The following is a 14847-nucleotide window of genomic DNA, read 5'->3' on the forward strand; positions in this document are numbered from 1 at the left end:
GAGCCGGACAGCAGCACTGGGAGCCGTAGCGGGCATCTTGTATCCTGCAGGTGACAATTCGAGTGCCCGGAGGGCCTCATCATGCGTTCGCTGCTCTATGGCCTGCTGCTCGCCAGTGGCGTCGTGGCCGCTCAGGATGTCTACAAGTGCGTGGACGACCAGGGCCGGACGACCTATACCCAGGGCGCCTGCCCGACGAATAGTCAGATCACCACCATTCCGCTGCAGAGCCTGCCCGAGAGCAACGGCTTCACGCCGCCGCCCCGGCCTGCCACGCCGCCGCCGGCCGCCGCGCCGCGGGAGGTCACCGTAATACCCGCCCCAGCCGCCACTCGCCAACGCCCGGTCGACGACGTCACCGTGGTCGGTGGCTCTTCGTCCTCTTCGAGCTTTCGCCAGGAAAGCGAGGTGCGCGGCTCCGGCATCATCTATCAGCCGGTGCCGGTCTACATCGACCGCCGGCCGCGCAACGAGACCTGGCACATGGTGCCCCATCCCCAGGCGCAGCAGCCCCAGCCGCCGGCGCCTCCGCCGCCGCCGAACCGGGGCATTCCCATCGATCGCTAGCACTAGAGCTTGTGCAGGAAGTTGACGACGAACTTGCGCCCCTCGGTGCGGTTCTCGGCGTCCTGCTCGAAGTAGCTGTTGACGGTGATCAGATTCTCCCGGGAAAAGGCGTAGGTGAAACCCGGACCCCAGGCCCAGACCTTTTCCCGCCGCCCGCTGACGTCGTGACCATCGACCTGGGTGTCGGTGATCTGCCGCAGCCAGTAGCCGCTCAGGCCGACGCTGAGGCGATCGTTCAGCGCGTACTGGGTGGCGAAGTTGGCGTGCAGCGCCTGGCCGGCCTGGGTGTCGGAGACCGCGCCGAAGCTGCGCAGCGGCTGGTCGTTCTTGCCGTTCCACAGGTACCAGAAGCGTCCGGTCACCGACCATTGGGGCGTCAGCCAATAGGTGGTGGCGTAGTAGGGATTGAAGGACCAGAAGTTGCTGCCCGGATTGATCGCCCGGTCGCGGTCGTAGCGACCGGTGGGGGCGACGATCTCGGCCTCGATGCGTTGCGCCCAGCGCGGTCCGCCGTCGGGGCGGGCGGTGGTGGGCAGTTGCAGGAAGGCGCCCAGGGTCAGGTCCCCTACCCCCTCGCGGGCGCTCAGCGCCTGGCCACCGAGGCCGTCATCGACATCGGCATGGGCCAGCCAGGGCAGGATGGCGGTGAAACCCGGCATGGCGCCGTTGGCCAGCGGCTGGCCGACATAGATGATCTGGCTGACCGGGGCGAAGGTGGTCAGCTCCTGCTTGGGCAGGGGCAGCTTGCGGCCGTCCTGGTCGTTGAAGCGGCTGGTCTTGCCGTAGATCAGGTACTCCTCCCAGTACCAGCCGGGACCGTCCGGCGCCGGGGCGCCGTCGTAGAAGCTGGTGGAGCCGAGATTGAGACCGGGCAGGTCATAGGCCTGGGCCACTGTGGAGGCGAGACTGGCCGCGGCCAGCAGACCGAATCCGAAACGTGTGCGCATGACGTCGTCCTAGAGTTGTTCTTGTTGTGGGAAAACGCGATCGCCGCACCGGCCGGCGCGGCGATCCGGGTCAGACGTAACTGGCGGCGAGACCGCCATCCACCGGCAGGTTGGCGCCGTTGATCCAGCGCGAGGCATCGCTGCAGAGAAAGGCGATCACCGCGGCCACCTCGTCGGCCAGCGCCGGGCGCAGCATGCGCTGGCTGTCGCGGGCGACGCGCTCTTCGCCGAGCATGCTGACGAAGTCGCCGAGGATGGGGGTGAACACCGGACCCGGCGCCACGCAATTCAGGCGCACGCCGAATTCGCGCAGCCAGGTCTGGGACTGCACGAAGCTCCAGACGATGAGCGCCTCCTTGAAGTACTGGTAGCAGGTGGCCCGGTCCACCGGATGACGCTCCAGCCAGGCCTGGGCCGGGGCGAAGTCGGCGATCTGCGCCAGCTCGCGGTGCTGTTCCAGGCGCTGCGGCCATTCGGCGCCGAGGATGGAGGCGACATTGACGATGGCGCCGCCCGGCCCCAGCCGCGCGACCAGTTGCTGGCTGAGCAAGCGCAGGCCGAGGTAGTTGACGCGCGCCACCGTCTCCCGGGGCGCCGTGCCCGGTACCCCGGCGATGTTGCACAGGCCGTGCAGGCGCGCCGGCAGGCGACTGACCAGGGCGGCGATGCAGTCGGGGTCGCCCAGGTCGGCCTGGTGGAAGTCGTCCAGGCTGAACTGGGGCTGGTTGCGGTCGACGCCGATCACGGTGGCGCCCTGGAAGCGCGCCAGCCGCGCCAGCTCGGCGCCGATGCCGGAGGCCACGCCGGTGACGACCAGGGTCTTGCCATTCAGGGTCATGGGATTTTCCTCTTGTTGTTATTGGGGGATGGAACAGGGGCTAGAAGGGATAGCGTGGCGGCTCGTTATGCTCGGTCACCCACTGCCACTGGCTGTAGTCGTCCCAGTTGCACAGGCCACCGACGCTGCCGCCGTTGCCGGACTGGCCACGGCCGCCGAAGGGATTGACCACCTCGTCGTTCACCGTCTGGTCGTTGAGGTGCAGCATTCCGCACTCCAGCCGTTCGCCCAGCGCCCGGGCGCGGGCCAGGGAGCCGGAGAGCACGCCGGCCGCCAGGCCGTAGGGGGTGCGATTGGCCAGGTCGACGGCCTCGGCCTCGCTGGCGAAGGTCACCACGCTGGCCACCGGTCCGAAGATCTCTTCGTCGAAGGCGCGCATGCCGGGACGGACGCCGCTCAGTACGGTCGGGGCATAGAACAGCCCTTCGTGCCGGCCGCCCTGCTCCAGCCGGGCACCGGCGGCGAGGCTGTCGGCGACTATGCCCTGTACCCGTTGCAGTTGCCGGGCATTGATCAGCGGACCCAGCTGGGTTGTGGGTTCCAGCGGATCACCGAGGCGCAGGGCGGCGGCGCGGGCGGCCAGGCGTTCGGTGAAGGCGGCGGCGAGGCGCTGGTGCACCAGGATCAACCCGGTGGCCATGCAGATCTGCCCCTGGTGCAAAAAGCTGCCCCAGGCGGCGCAGCCGACGGCGCGGTCGAGATCGGCGTCGTCGAGCACGATCAGCGGATTCTTGCCACCCAGTTCCAGGGCCACCTTCTTCAGGTGGCGTCCGGCGCTTTCCGCCACCTGGCGTCCGGCCTGGGTCGAGCCGGTGAAGGCGATCATCCGCACCTGGGGATGGGCGCAGAGCGCCGCGCCGGCCTCGGCACGCCCGGGCAGCACCTGCAGCACGCCCCGGGGCAGGCCGATGGCCTCGAACAGCCGGGCGATGAGGATGCCGCCACTCACCGGCGTCTGGTGATCCGGCTTGAGCACCACGGCATTGCCGCAGGCCAGGGCCGGGGCCACGGCGCGCAGGGAAAGGATCAGCGGGAAATTGAACGGCGAGATCACCCCCACCACGCCATGGGGCAGGCGCCGGGCATAGGACAGGGCCCCGCGCTCGCTGGGCAGGACCACGCCATGGGCCTGCAGCAACTGACCGGCGACCTGCTGCAGGATGACCCCGGCTTCGCGCAATTCCAGCTCGGCCTTGGGCAGGATGCCACCGGTCTCCCGGGCGATCAGGGGGGCCAGTTCGGCGCGATTCATCTCCAGGTGCGCGGCGGCGGCCAGGAACAGCCCGGCCTTTTGCCGGGCGGTCCAGGCCGCCCAGGCCGGTTGCGCCCGGGCCGCCTTGGCGCAGGCCTGGTCGATGTCGGCGACGCTGGCCAGACCGGTGCGGTGCAGGGGCTGGCCGGTGGCAGGTTCGACGACCTCCAGGGTGCCGCCCTGGGCGGCGATCCAGTCGCCATCGAAGATCCGCTCGCGCCAGGGGGCGCCGTCCAGGAACGGCGTGGATGATCTGCTCATAGCCTTCTCCTTGTTGTTATCGGGCCGCGGTGGGCACAGGCAAGGGAGCAAGGGCTGTGCCCAGACCGGGCTGACAGGAAAAAGAGTCTTTCTATCAAGGACTTGCTGGCTTGAGCGGACGCAGGCAGCAGGCTCGACCGGCAAACGCCTTGCTCAAAAGATAAAGTTATGAGGTATAACCTTTTCCTCGATTGCGCATTTGCGCAATTCACCCGAGAGGTCGTGCCATGGCCCGTTCCGAACGTCTGTCCCTCAGCGATCTGCAGCAGGCCGCTAGCGGCTTCCAGCGTGGCGACAGTGCCGCCTGGGATGGCAGCGCCAGCCCGACCCAGGCGGAACTGGCCGAGTGCCTGTTTTTCTCCCCCGGCGATGGCCGCATCTGGCTCAACGACCAGCGCATGCTGCTGGTACACGCCTCCGCCTTTGGTGCCCTGCGGCGCGAGCTGATCGGCGCCCTGGGGCAGGAACGCGCCCGCGGCCTGCTGACCCGGGTCGGCTATCTTTCCGGGGTGCGCGACGCCGAGCTGGTGCGCAAGCGCTGGCCCCAGGCCGACGCCGCGGCGATCTTTGCCGCCGGTACCCGGCTGCATGGCCTGGAGGGTCTGGTGCGGGTCGAGCCGCTGCATTTCGAATTCGATGTCGACCAGGGGCGCTATGGCGGCGAATTCCTCTGGCATCACTCGGCCGAATGCGACGAGCACCAGATCGCCCATGGCCAGGGCAGCGATCCGGCCTGCTGGATGGAAATCGGCTATGCCATCGGCTACGTCAGCAGCCTGTTCGGCCGCCTGGTGATCTTTCGCGAAGTGGAATGCCGCGCCATGGGGCATGCCGTCTGCCGGGTCGAAGGCCGCAACGCCGAACGCTGGCCCGACGTGGCGGAAGACCTGCGCTATCTCAATGCGGCCGGCGACGGCACTCCGGCGCTGACGCCGGCGGAACGCCTGCCCGCGCCCCTGCCCCACGCCGCCGACGGCCAGCAGCCGCTGGTGGGGGCCTCAGCGGCCTTCAACAGCGCGTTCCAGGCGCTGCAGCGGGTCGCCCCGACGCCGGCCACGGTGCTGCTCACCGGCGAATCCGGGGTGGGCAAGGAACTGTTCGCCAGCCACCTGCACCGCCTCAGCCGCCGCGCCGACGGCCCCTTCGTCGCCCTCAACTGCGCGGCCATTCCCGAGAATCTCATCGAAGCCGAATTGTTCGGCGTGGAGCGCGGCGCCTTCACCGGCGCCAACCAGTCCCGCGCCGGACGTTTCGAACGGGCCCAGGGCGGCACCCTGTTCCTCGACGAGATCGCCTGCCTGAGTCTGCCCGGCCAGGGCAAGCTGCTGCGCGCGCTCCAGGAGCGCGAGATCGAGCGGGTCGGCGGCAGCCGCACGCTCAGGGTGGACGTCCGGGTGATCGCCGCCACCAACCTGGATCTGCGCGAGGCGGTACGTCGCGGCGAATTCCGCGAAGACCTCTTCTATCGCCTCAACGTCTATCCCATCGGCATTCCGCCGTTGCGTGACCGGCGCGACGACGTGCCCCTGCTGGTGGACCTGTTCCTGCGGCGCTTCTGCGCCGCCTACGAGCGGCCGCCGGTAGGCCTGACCATGCGCGCCCTCAAGGCCCTGCTGCGCTACGACTTTCCCGGCAACGTGCGGGAATTGCAGAATCTGGTGGAGCGCGGGGTGATCGCCAGCGATCCGGGCGAACTCATCGACCTGCCCCACCTGTTTCGCGGCGAGCCGCTGCCGGCCGAGCTCGTCGACGAGGCGCCGCCTGCCACCGGCTGGCTGGAGCGCCTGGGCGTGGACGGCGAACGCCCGCTGCCGCTGGCGCAGCTGGAAGCCGAGCTGCTCGACGAAGCCCTGGCGCGCAGCCAGGGCAACATGGCCGCCGCGGCGCGCCTGCTCGGCCTGAGCCGCGCCCAGTTCGCCTATCGCCATCGCCGCGCCCGCCAGGATCTGGACTAGAATGACCCCTCGATACCCTCCCCTCGCCATCTCCGACGGAAGCCCTTCCCGCCGATGAGTTCCCCCGACGACGCCACGCCCCTGGACCCTGCCGCCACCCCCTGGCTGGACACCGCCGTAGGCTATGCCCTGCGCCGCGCCCAGATGAGGATGTTCCAGCACCTGGTGGACAGCCTGGCCGCCTATGACCTGCGCCCCGCCCAGTTCACCGCCCTGGTGATCCTCGAGCAGGAGCCCGGCCTGATGCAGGCCGACCTGGCCCGGCGCCTGGCCATCGAGCCGCCGCAACTGGTCCTACTGCTGAACAAGCTGGAACGCCAGGGTCTGGCCGAGCGGGTGCGCGGCACCCAGGATCGCCGCGCCTATGCCCTGCACCTCACCGAGCAGGGCCGCGCCCTGGTCGGCGAACTCAAGGAACGCGCCGCCGCCAGCGACCGCGCCGCCAGCGCCCCGCTGGACGACGCCGAGCGGGCCGAGCTGTTGCGGCTGCTGCGCAAGCTCAATGGGGAGTTGGGGTAGTACGCCACGCCTATCCGGGTGTCCTCTGCCTCCCGCCATCACTCAGGTATGCGCCCCCTATCGTTGCCGCTCCTACAAGAGCACTACCCCTATAGGAGCAACTGTATTGTCGCTACGGGGATACATCACGTAGCGTGGAAAACGGCGCAGCCTTTTCCACTGGAGACTTGGTGGCAAGGGGGCGCCCTCACCCCAACCCTCTCCCGAGGGGAGAGGGGGCTATCCGAGCAGATGTTCAGTTACATCAGCTCCGGCAACATCACGATGAGCGTCAGAAACCGTACAGACTGACCGGGTTATCGCGCAGGATGGCGTTGCGTATCTGCTCATCCGGCGCCCAGTCGGCCAGCAGCTCGAAGATGCGCCCGTCGTCCGGCTTGTTGCCGGTCGCGACCGTGGGATGCGGCCAGTCGCTACCCCACAGCAGCCGCTCCGGATGGCGACGCACCAGCTCCCGGGCCACCGCGCCCACATCGGCGTAGTCCGGCGCACCGCTGCGCGACCTGATATAGGGGCCCGACAGCTTCACCCAGGTACGCTCGCCGTCCAGCAGGCGAGTCACCACGGCGAAGGTCGCCGAATTCATCCCCTCCGGTTGAGGCACATGGCCCATGTGGTCGATCACCAACCGCGCCGGCAGCCGTTGCAGCCGACTCTCCAGCTCTGTCAGCTGATTGCCCGTGGCGACCACCTGGACATTCCAGCCCAGTTCGGCGACCCGCGCCGCCAGGGGCTCCAGATCGGCCAGGTCGGCGCCCCCATAGCTGAGGTTGAAACGGATCCCGCGCACCCCGGCCTTGTGCAGCGCCTGCAACTCGGCATCGGTGATGCTCCGGTCGAGGACAGCTACACCGCGGGCCTGGCCCTGGCTGCGCGCCAGGCCGTCGAGCATGCAGCGATTGTCGGTGCCGTAGGTGGACGGCGTGACGATGACCATCCGCTGCAATCCCAGCAGCGCCTGCAGCTGGTGATAGTCGTCCAGGGAGGCATTGGGTGGGAGCAGCTTGGCGCCCGGCGCCGCCGGGTAACGGTCGTCATAGAGGTGCATGTGACAGTCGACACTGCCGGCCGGCGCCTTGAGTCTCGGTGCCGTTTGAATACTGGAGAACGGAGTGGCGGCCTGGACGCCGAGGGCATCGAAAAGGCACAGGGCGGCACTCGCCTGGGCGCTCGCTTTCAGGAAGCGCCGACGATTGAAGGTCATGATGGATTCCTTGAAAGGCTGCCGGCCCGGACGGGCCGGCAGCGATCAGCTTTAACCGGCGTTGGTCGCTACGGCCTGGGCATCTGCCTTGGCGCGCGCGGCCTTGCGGCCCATGACCAGCACCAGCAGGCCACTGATGGCGCACAGGGTGGCCAGCGGCAGTACCGCCAGGGCATGGCTGTGGGTGGCGCCATGGATGGCGCCATAGACGTTGACCATCACCCCGCCGCCGATGAGGTTGGCCAGGGCACCGATGGCGGCCAGGCCGGCGGCGGCGGTGGACGACGACAGCCAGCCCGAGGCCAGTGCCCAGAACGGCCCCTTCATCGAATAGGCCCCGATCAGCACCAGACTCAGCAGGATCACCGTGGCGGCCAGGGACGAGGTGAACATGCCCGCCAGCAGGCCCACGGCGATCAACAGCATGGTGAGCGAGGTGTGCCAGCGACGCTCGCCGGTGCGATCCGAACTGCGGCCCCAGAGGACCATCGCCACCGAGGCCAGGCCATAGGGAATGGCATTGGTGAGGCCGACCTCCAGGTTGGACAGGCCAAAGGACTTGAGCAACTGCGGCGCCCAGACGCTCATGGTGCTACCGGCCGCCGAGGCGCCGGAATAGATCAGCGCCATCACCCAGATATCCTTGTGCTTGAGCAGCTGCCACAGCGAGATATGGCCGATGCTGGTCTTGCGATTGCGCTCCTCGGCCAGCTTGAGCGTCAGCCAGCTGCGCTGCTCGTCGCTCAGCCATTTGGCCTGCTCCGGGCGGTCGGTCAGCACGAACAGGCAGGCGATACCCAGCAGCACCGCCGGGATACCTTCCAGGATGAACAGCCAGTGCCAGCCACGCATGCCCATCCAGCCGTCCAGGCTCAGCAGCAAGCCCGAGAGCGGCGAACCCAGGAAATTGGCGCCCGGGATCGCCACCATGAAGATGGCGACCATGCGCGCTCTATAGTTGGAGGGCAGCCAGTAGGTGAGGTACAGCAGCACACCGGGGAAGAAGCCGGCTTCCGCGGCGCCCAGCAGAAAGCGCATCACATAGAGCGAGTTGGCGCCCTGGACGAAGGCGGTACCGGCCGAGATCAGGCCCCAGGTGATCATGATCCGGGCGATCCAGATGCGCGCACCGAAGCGCTGCAGCGCCAGGTTGCTCGGCACCTCCACCAGGAAATAGGAAAAGAAGAACAGGCTGCTGGCGAAACCGAAGATCGCCGGCGTCAGGCCGAGATCCTGGTTCATCTGCAGCGAGGCCATGCCGATGTTGCCACGGTCGATGATGGCGATGAGGTAGCAGACGATCAGGAACGGCAGGAGGCGCCAGGCGACGCGGCGCATCGTCGCGCGTTCCAGTTCACTGATTTCGGACGTGGAAGAGGTCATGCAGGCTCTCCGTCTTATTGTTGTGGAGATAGACGTAGCGAGCGGCTCCGGGAAGGAGACCGCCCGCCCTGACGCGAGGATCAGGCCGCGATCAGGTGACGATTGACCACGGCACGGGTTTCCACCGCCTTGCCGTTCCAGCGATCGAGTACCTGCTGCACCGCCACCAGCCCGACCCGGTCGCGGGCCTCGGTGGTGTTGGCGCCCACGTGCGGCGTGGCGACCAGGTTGGTCAGGCCCCAGAGGGCGCTGTCGGCCGGCGGCGGCTCGGGGTGGAAGGTATCCAGGCCGGCACCGCCGATCTGGCCGTCGCGCAACGCCGCGACCAGCGCCTGGGTGTCGATCAACTCGCCGCGGGCGGTATTGATCAGCAGGCTGCCGGGACGCATCCGGGCGAACTGGGCGGCGCCGAACAGGTGGCGATTGGCCTCGGTGAGCGGGCAATGCAGGCTGATGATGTCGCACTCGGCCAACAGGTTATCGAAGCTCTCCTCCCGGCGCACGTGGTCACGCACCGGCAGGCTCTGAAGGTAGGGATCGTAGACCCGCACCTGCATCCGCAGCGGCGCCACCAGGTCCATCAGCACGCTGCCGATGGAACCCAGGCCCACCAGGCCGAGGGTCTTGCCAAACAACTCGGTGCCATTGGCCTGGGCCTTGTCCCAGTGCCCGGCATGCATCCGTGCGTTCAGCCAGGGGGTCTGCCGGGCCACGCTGAACATCAGGGCGAAGGCGTGCTCGGCCACCGACTGGGCATTGGCGCCCAGGGCGATGGTGACCGGAATGTTTCGGTCGGCCGCCGCCTGCAGATCGATGGTGTCGTAGCCGACGCCGTGCTTGGCGATGATCTCGAGCTTGGCCGAGGCCTCGATCATCTCGCGGGTCAGCTTGCCCTGGCGGACGATGATGGCGTCGGGCTGTTCCTGGCGGATCAGCGCGACCAGCTCGTCATGGGGCATGTAGGGCTGGGTGGGTACCACGCGGATGCCGTGGGCGGCAGCCAGGGCCATGGCGTCGGGCGCGAGTTCGGGACCGGTGAGGAGCAGGGTGCGGGTCATGTGGGTTATCCCTTGTTGTTATGACGTCGTCCGTCGAGCGGACAGCCAGATGAGCAGGCCTTGACCTTAGCATAATGGAATAGCGTTGCAATACTGAACGTAACCTGGAATTTCCTGCCACCCATCCGACCGTTGAATGTTTAAAAAAGAAATGCCATTCTGAAATTCGACACCCGCTCCAGCGGCATCCAACAAAGCCCACAAGAGAAATGCCCATGACCATCGGATTCAGAGTTCTCAATGCCCAACGCAAGGTCGCAGCCGAATGGGTCGCGCGTTATCGTGAGGTTCCGGTCGCCAATGTCAGCGACTCGATGAACCGCATGACCGCCGGCGGCTCGCGCCTGCGTCCCATGCACCGCCAGGGCGTGCTGGCCGGCCCGGCGCTGACCGTGAAGGCGCGCCCGGGTGACAACCTCATGCTGCACTACGCCCTGGACATCGCCGAGCCGGGCGACGTCATCGTGGTGGATGCCGGTGGCGACCTGACCAATGCCCTGATCGGCGAGATGATGGTGGCCTATGCCCTCAAGCGTGGCGTGGCCGGCATCGTCATCAATGGCGCCATCCGCGATGCCGCCAACATCGGCGCGGGTGACTTCCCCCTGTTCGCCGCCGGCATCTCCCACCGCGGCCCCTACAAGGATGGCCCGGGCGAGATCAACGTCCCCATTGCCATCGACGGCATGGTCATCGAGCCGGGCGATCTGATCATCGGCGACGACGACGGCCTGCTCTGCGTGCCCTACGACCAGGTCGCCGAGGTCTATGACCGCGCCACCGCCAAGCACGCGGCGGAAGAAAAGCAGATGCGGCAGATCGCCGAAGGCACCAACGACCGTAGCTGGGTGCTGGAATCGCTCAAGAAGAAGGGTTGCGCCCTCCCCTAGTCCGTATCCCGAATGAAGAAAGGCAGCCTGGTGCTGCCTTTTTTATTGCGCGTCGGGTCCATTGGCGCTCGTCGAACTCAACGTGTCCCTTCTGGACGGGCACGACAGGTCGCGCAGTAACCGGGACAGGAGGGTCGCACCTCGACGACTCAAGCCAACCAGCCTCGCGACGTGTCAGGAGCATAGGGCAAGGCGGCCAGCCCCCTTGCTGCGAAGAGACGCGCCATCGAGAGGCGTCAACGTTCGAGGACGCCAGCTGCCGGCATCCCGCCAGCATCTCCTGCCCGGTCCTATCCGGAGCGCTGGCCTCTCGCCCAAGAGCAGCCAGCCACAAAAGCAGAAGGCGGCTCATCGCCGCCCCCTTCCTGGCTCGCCCCTGAATCAGGTGCGACCCGCAGGCTCCAACCCGGTCCCACCAACTGGCTTCACCGGCGCCCGGCGACTCGGGTCGCCCAGCCAGAGCATCATGACGACACCCAGCGCCAGTACCGAGGCCACCACATAGAAGGGTCCGGAGTAACTCTGGGTCGCATCCTTGACCAGGCCGATGGCGAAGGGCCCGACGAAGCCGCCGAGGTTGCCGATGGAGACGATCAGCGCCAAGCCACCCGCTGCCGCCCTACCGGTCAGGAAGCTGGAGGGAATGGCCCAGAAGGTCGCCTGGAAGGATAGGATGCTGGCCACCGTCACGCTCAGACAACTCATGCGCAACAGCGGATCGGCCGAGAGCGCAGCGCCCACCAGACCGCAAGCGGCCAGCCCCAGAGCGCCGGCCACATAGGGCAGTCGGTGCGCACTCAGGTTGGCCTGCCGCGCCCAGAGGGTCATGGCGACGGCGCCGAGGATATAGGGGATGGTCGCCACCAGTCCCACGGTGGTGTTCTGCATGCCCAGGCTCTTGATGATCTGCGGCATCCAGATCCCGATCCCCACGGAGCCGACGATGCCGCAAAAGTTGATGGCGGCCAGCACGAAGACCTTGGGATTGGTGAGGGCAGCGCGCAGGGTGGAGCCATGGGCCGCGCCTATCTCGCGCTGCTCGCGGGCCAGTCGTTCGGTCAGCCAGGTGCGCTCGCGAGTCGACAGCCAGCGCGCCTTGGCCGGCGAATCCACCAGCACGAAAAGACAGAGGATACCCAGCAGCACCGCTGGCAAGGCTTCCACCACCAGCAGGAATTGCCAGTTCTTCAACCCCATGAAGTCATGGATGTCCAGCAGGAAGCCCGACAGCGGCGAGCCGATGATGTTGGCGGTGGGGATGCCCAACAGGAAGGCGGCGGTCGCCTTGGCGCGCCACTTCCCCGGGAACCAGTAGGTGAAGTAGAGGTAGACCCCCGGGGTGAAGCCGGCCTCGGCCACCCCGAGCAGGAAGCGCAGGATGCTGAAGCTGACCGGGCCGGTGGCGAAGGCCGTGGCCATGGAGATGAGGCCCCAGCTGATCATGATCCGGGCGATCCAGATCCGCGCGCCAAAGCGCTGCATGAGCAGGTTGCTGGGAATCTCGAAGATGAAATAACCGAAGAAGAACAGACCCGCAGCCCAGCCGAACATGGTTGCCGTCAGGCCCAGGTCCTTGTTCATGCTGATGGCGGCGAAGCCGACGTTGGTGCGATCCAGGTAGCTGATCACATAGCAGGCGAAGATGAACGGCAGGATGCGCCACAGGGCGCGATGCAATACCTGTTCGCCTTCGGCATCGGTCAAGGGCGGCTGGCCGCCCAGCGGGGTCTGACTCATGGATAACCTCTGTTGTAATTATTGTGGAGCTGACAAGGGCGCCGGAGCGCTGTTTACAGATGAGAGAACAGGGGTAGGCCCCGTACGCTGGTCTCCACCCGCAGGATGCTGCCGGTCTCGGATTCGGTGATGAACAGACTGCTCCCCTCGGGGCCGCCGAAGGCCAGGTTGGTGTTGCTGATGCCCGCGCAGGATTTCAACCGCGCCAGGGGCTCGGCCACCTGCGACAGCTGCCAGACCGAGCCGAAACCGGTATGGGCGATATAGAGGTTGCTCTCCTCATCCAGCGCCAGGCCGTCCGGACCACCGAGGCCACCGTGGAGCTGGGCGAAGACCCCGACCTTGCCGATCAGCGAGCCGTTGCCCAGGGGAATACGCCAGATCTGCTGCGCCCGGGTCACCGCGATCAGCAGGTGGTTGAGCCGCGGATCGAAGACGATGCCATTGGGGCTGGGCACCGTGTTCAACAGACAGCTGAGCTGGCCGTCGGCGCTCAGGCGATAGATCCGGCCGCTGGCATACTGCAGGCCGGTCTGGCCCTGGTCGGTGAAGTAGAGATCCCCGGCCGGCGAGAACACCAGGTCGTTGACCCCCTTGAAGCCTTCCGAGCCGGCGCTGCCCAGTAGCGTCTCCACCTCGCCGCGCAGCGGATCGAGCAGCAGGATGCCGCGCTTGTAGTCGGCGATGAAGATGCGCCCGTCACGATGGATCTTCAGGCCATTGGGCCAACCGTCGTACTCGCAGACCAGTTCCCACTCCCCTTGGGGATCGATGCGGAAGATGCGCCCATTGGGGATGTCGGTGACATAGAGATTGCCCTGTCGATCGAAGGAAGGCCCTTCGAGGAAGGAATCGATCGCCCTGCCCTGGCGGTTGGCATCCGCCCAGGCCGTGCGCTTCGGCTGGCGATAGCGATCGGGCAGGCGGGTGAAGACAGAGGTTTGGATAGTCGGCGGCGCAGCGAAAAAGCTCATGACCAGGCACCTGAGAGAGGCTGAAGCCCCTCGGCAAAAAGGGCTATGCAATTTTATTTTTAACGAAATGCCGTTGCAAAAATAAAACACTCAAGGCCAATTGCAAGCAAAAGTTTTCAGCTGACGAAGGCTGCATCCTCAAGTCTGCTTGACAGGCAAGGCTTTTCTAAATACTCCTTAAAAGAAATGGCATTTCAAAAATAACAAGGAGAACGCCATGCTGCACCCGTCCGGCCGCTCGTCCCGTCCCGCCCTGCGTCAGCTCGCCCGCGTCCTGGGTCTGGCCGCCAGCCTCACCTTGGCTACCGTCCTCCCCGCTCAGGCCCAGACCGAACAGAGCCAGGTCACCCTGGCCATCCAGTACGGCTACGCCTATCTGCCCGTGACCCTGGCGGACAAGCTGGGCTTCTTTCGCGAGCAGGCCAAGGCCGCCGGACAGCCCGACACCCAGTTCGAGATCAAGCGCATCAGCGGTTCGCCGGCCATCAACGACGCCCTGATCAGCGGCAACATAGACATCGGCGGCTACGGCCTGCCCGGTACCCTGGTGGCCTGGCAGAAGACACAGAAGTCACTCGATATCCGCGCGCTCTGCGCCCTTGTCGCCGGCGACAACGCCCTGTTCGTCAACGACCCTTCGATCAAATCACTCAAGGACTTCAAGGCCGACCAGAAGATCGCCGTGAGCTCTCCCACCGGCCAGCAGGCCCTGCTGCTGCAGATGGCCGCCGAGCGCACCTTCGGCCCGGGCCAGGCACACCGGCTGGACAACCTGATGGTGGCCCTGCCCCATCCCGACGCCACCGCCAGCCTGCTCAACAAGGCCGGGATCACCGGCTACATCGGCCCCAACCCCTACAGCTATCTGCTGGCCAAGGACGCCAAGGTCACCAAGCTCTTCGACTTTTCCAAGGAACTCGACCTGCGCATGACCAGCGGGGTGCTGACCACCACCGGCAAGTTCGTCAAGCGCAACCCGAAACTCAGCGCCGCCGTGGTCGCCGCCATCGGCCAGGCCCAGGACTTCATCAAGGCCGAGCCGCGCAAGGCTGCCGAACTCTTCCTGCAGTCGGAGCCCTCCAGCCTGAGTCTCGATCAGGTGGAAGAGATGCTGCGTGGCGTCAGTGGCGAATGGTCGGTGCAGCCCATCGGCGTCATGACTCTGGCCACCTTCATGGTCGGCAGCGGTGCTCTCAAGGAAGCACCGCAACGCTGGCAGCAGGTCTTCTTCGATCCCGTGGCCACCGGCGAGGGCAACTGAC

At 66.7% G+C, this 14847-nt stretch carries 13 protein-coding genes; 5 read left to right on the top strand and 8 right to left on the bottom strand.

Going from position 1 to position 14847, the window contains the following annotated elements; translation table 11 throughout:
* Positions 1-81: 81 nt before the first annotated feature.
* The gene (locus PSK12I2_RS0100075) at positions 82-567 is read left to right on the top strand and encodes a DUF4124 domain-containing protein (protein WP_027596815.1); all 486 of its coding nucleotides are present in this window, start codon (positions 82-84) and stop codon (positions 565-567) included.
* Between the two features lie 2 nt (positions 568-569).
* Here PSK12I2_RS0100075 and PSK12I2_RS0100080 read toward each other — a convergent pair whose 3' ends face one another.
* From PSK12I2_RS0100080 to PSK12I2_RS0100090, 3 genes are all read right to left on the bottom strand, one after another.
* Positions 570-1514 carry a transporter gene (locus PSK12I2_RS0100080; RefSeq protein WP_051398656.1) on the bottom strand — a complete coding sequence of 315 codons (945 nt, stop codon included), beginning with the start codon at positions 1512-1514 and terminating at the stop codon, positions 570-572.
* 70 nt (positions 1515-1584) lie between these two features.
* Positions 1585-2352: a coniferyl-alcohol dehydrogenase gene (locus PSK12I2_RS0100085; protein WP_027596817.1), complete on the bottom strand. Its 768-nt coding sequence runs from the start codon at positions 2350-2352 to the stop codon at positions 1585-1587.
* Between the two features lie 40 nt (positions 2353-2392).
* Positions 2393-3865 carry a benzaldehyde dehydrogenase gene (locus tag PSK12I2_RS0100090; protein ID WP_027596818.1) on the bottom strand — a complete coding sequence of 491 codons (1473 nt, stop codon included), beginning with the start codon at positions 3863-3865 and terminating at the stop codon, positions 2393-2395.
* Positions 3866-4092: 227 nt separating this feature from the next.
* Between PSK12I2_RS0100090 and PSK12I2_RS0100095 the strand changes: the two genes are divergently transcribed.
* Entirely contained in the window at positions 4093-5820 is a 1728-nt protein-coding gene (locus PSK12I2_RS0100095) for a sigma-54-dependent Fis family transcriptional regulator (RefSeq protein ID WP_027596819.1), read from the top strand.
* Positions 5821-5874: 54 nt separating this feature from the next.
* Positions 5875-6339 (top strand): MarR family winged helix-turn-helix transcriptional regulator, encoded by a 465-nt coding sequence (locus PSK12I2_RS0100100; RefSeq protein WP_027596820.1) that lies wholly within the window; start codon positions 5875-5877, stop codon positions 6337-6339.
* Between the two features lie 271 nt (positions 6340-6610).
* On the opposite strand, the gene PSK12I2_RS0100105 is transcribed toward PSK12I2_RS0100100, so the two are convergent.
* The 3 genes from PSK12I2_RS0100105 to PSK12I2_RS0100115 all read right to left on the bottom strand — a co-directional run bounded on the left by PSK12I2_RS0100105 (position 6611) and on the right by PSK12I2_RS0100115 (position 9984).
* Entirely contained in the window at positions 6611-7543 is a 933-nt protein-coding gene (locus tag PSK12I2_RS0100105) for an amidohydrolase family protein (protein ID WP_027596821.1), read from the bottom strand.
* Positions 7544-7594: 51 nt separating this feature from the next.
* Positions 7595-8926: an MFS transporter gene (locus PSK12I2_RS0100110; RefSeq protein ID WP_027596822.1), complete on the bottom strand. Its 1332-nt coding sequence runs from the start codon at positions 8924-8926 to the stop codon at positions 7595-7597.
* A gap of 80 nt (positions 8927-9006) precedes the next feature.
* A complete protein-coding gene (locus tag PSK12I2_RS0100115; protein ID WP_027596823.1) occupies positions 9007-9984 on the bottom strand; it encodes a hydroxyacid dehydrogenase in 978 nt (325 codons plus the stop codon).
* Positions 9985-10199: 215 nt separating this feature from the next.
* Between PSK12I2_RS0100115 and PSK12I2_RS0100120 the strand changes: the two genes are divergently transcribed.
* Positions 10200-10874, top strand: coding sequence for an RraA family protein (locus PSK12I2_RS0100120; protein WP_027596824.1), 675 nt, complete (start codon positions 10200-10202; stop codon positions 10872-10874).
* Between the two features lie 381 nt (positions 10875-11255).
* On the opposite strand, the gene PSK12I2_RS23495 is transcribed toward PSK12I2_RS0100120, so the two are convergent.
* Positions 11256-12611, bottom strand: a complete 1356-nt coding sequence (locus PSK12I2_RS23495; RefSeq protein WP_044341410.1) for an MFS transporter — start codon at positions 12609-12611, stop codon at positions 11256-11258.
* Positions 12612-12664: 53 nt separating this feature from the next.
* The gene (locus tag PSK12I2_RS0100130) at positions 12665-13585 is read right to left on the bottom strand and encodes an SMP-30/gluconolactonase/LRE family protein (RefSeq protein ID WP_027596825.1); all 921 of its coding nucleotides are present in this window, start codon (positions 13583-13585) and stop codon (positions 12665-12667) included.
* 217 nt (positions 13586-13802) lie between these two features.
* Between PSK12I2_RS0100130 and PSK12I2_RS0100135 the strand changes: the two genes are divergently transcribed.
* Positions 13803-14846, top strand: coding sequence for an ABC transporter substrate-binding protein (locus tag PSK12I2_RS0100135; protein WP_027596826.1), 1044 nt, complete (start codon positions 13803-13805; stop codon positions 14844-14846).
* Position 14847 lies beyond the last annotated feature (1 nt).

This window comes from Pseudomonas sp. MOIL14HWK12:I2 (assembly GCF_000510745.1).
Taxonomy (GTDB): Bacteria; Pseudomonadota; Gammaproteobacteria; order Pseudomonadales; family Pseudomonadaceae; genus Chryseomonas; species Chryseomonas oryzihabitans.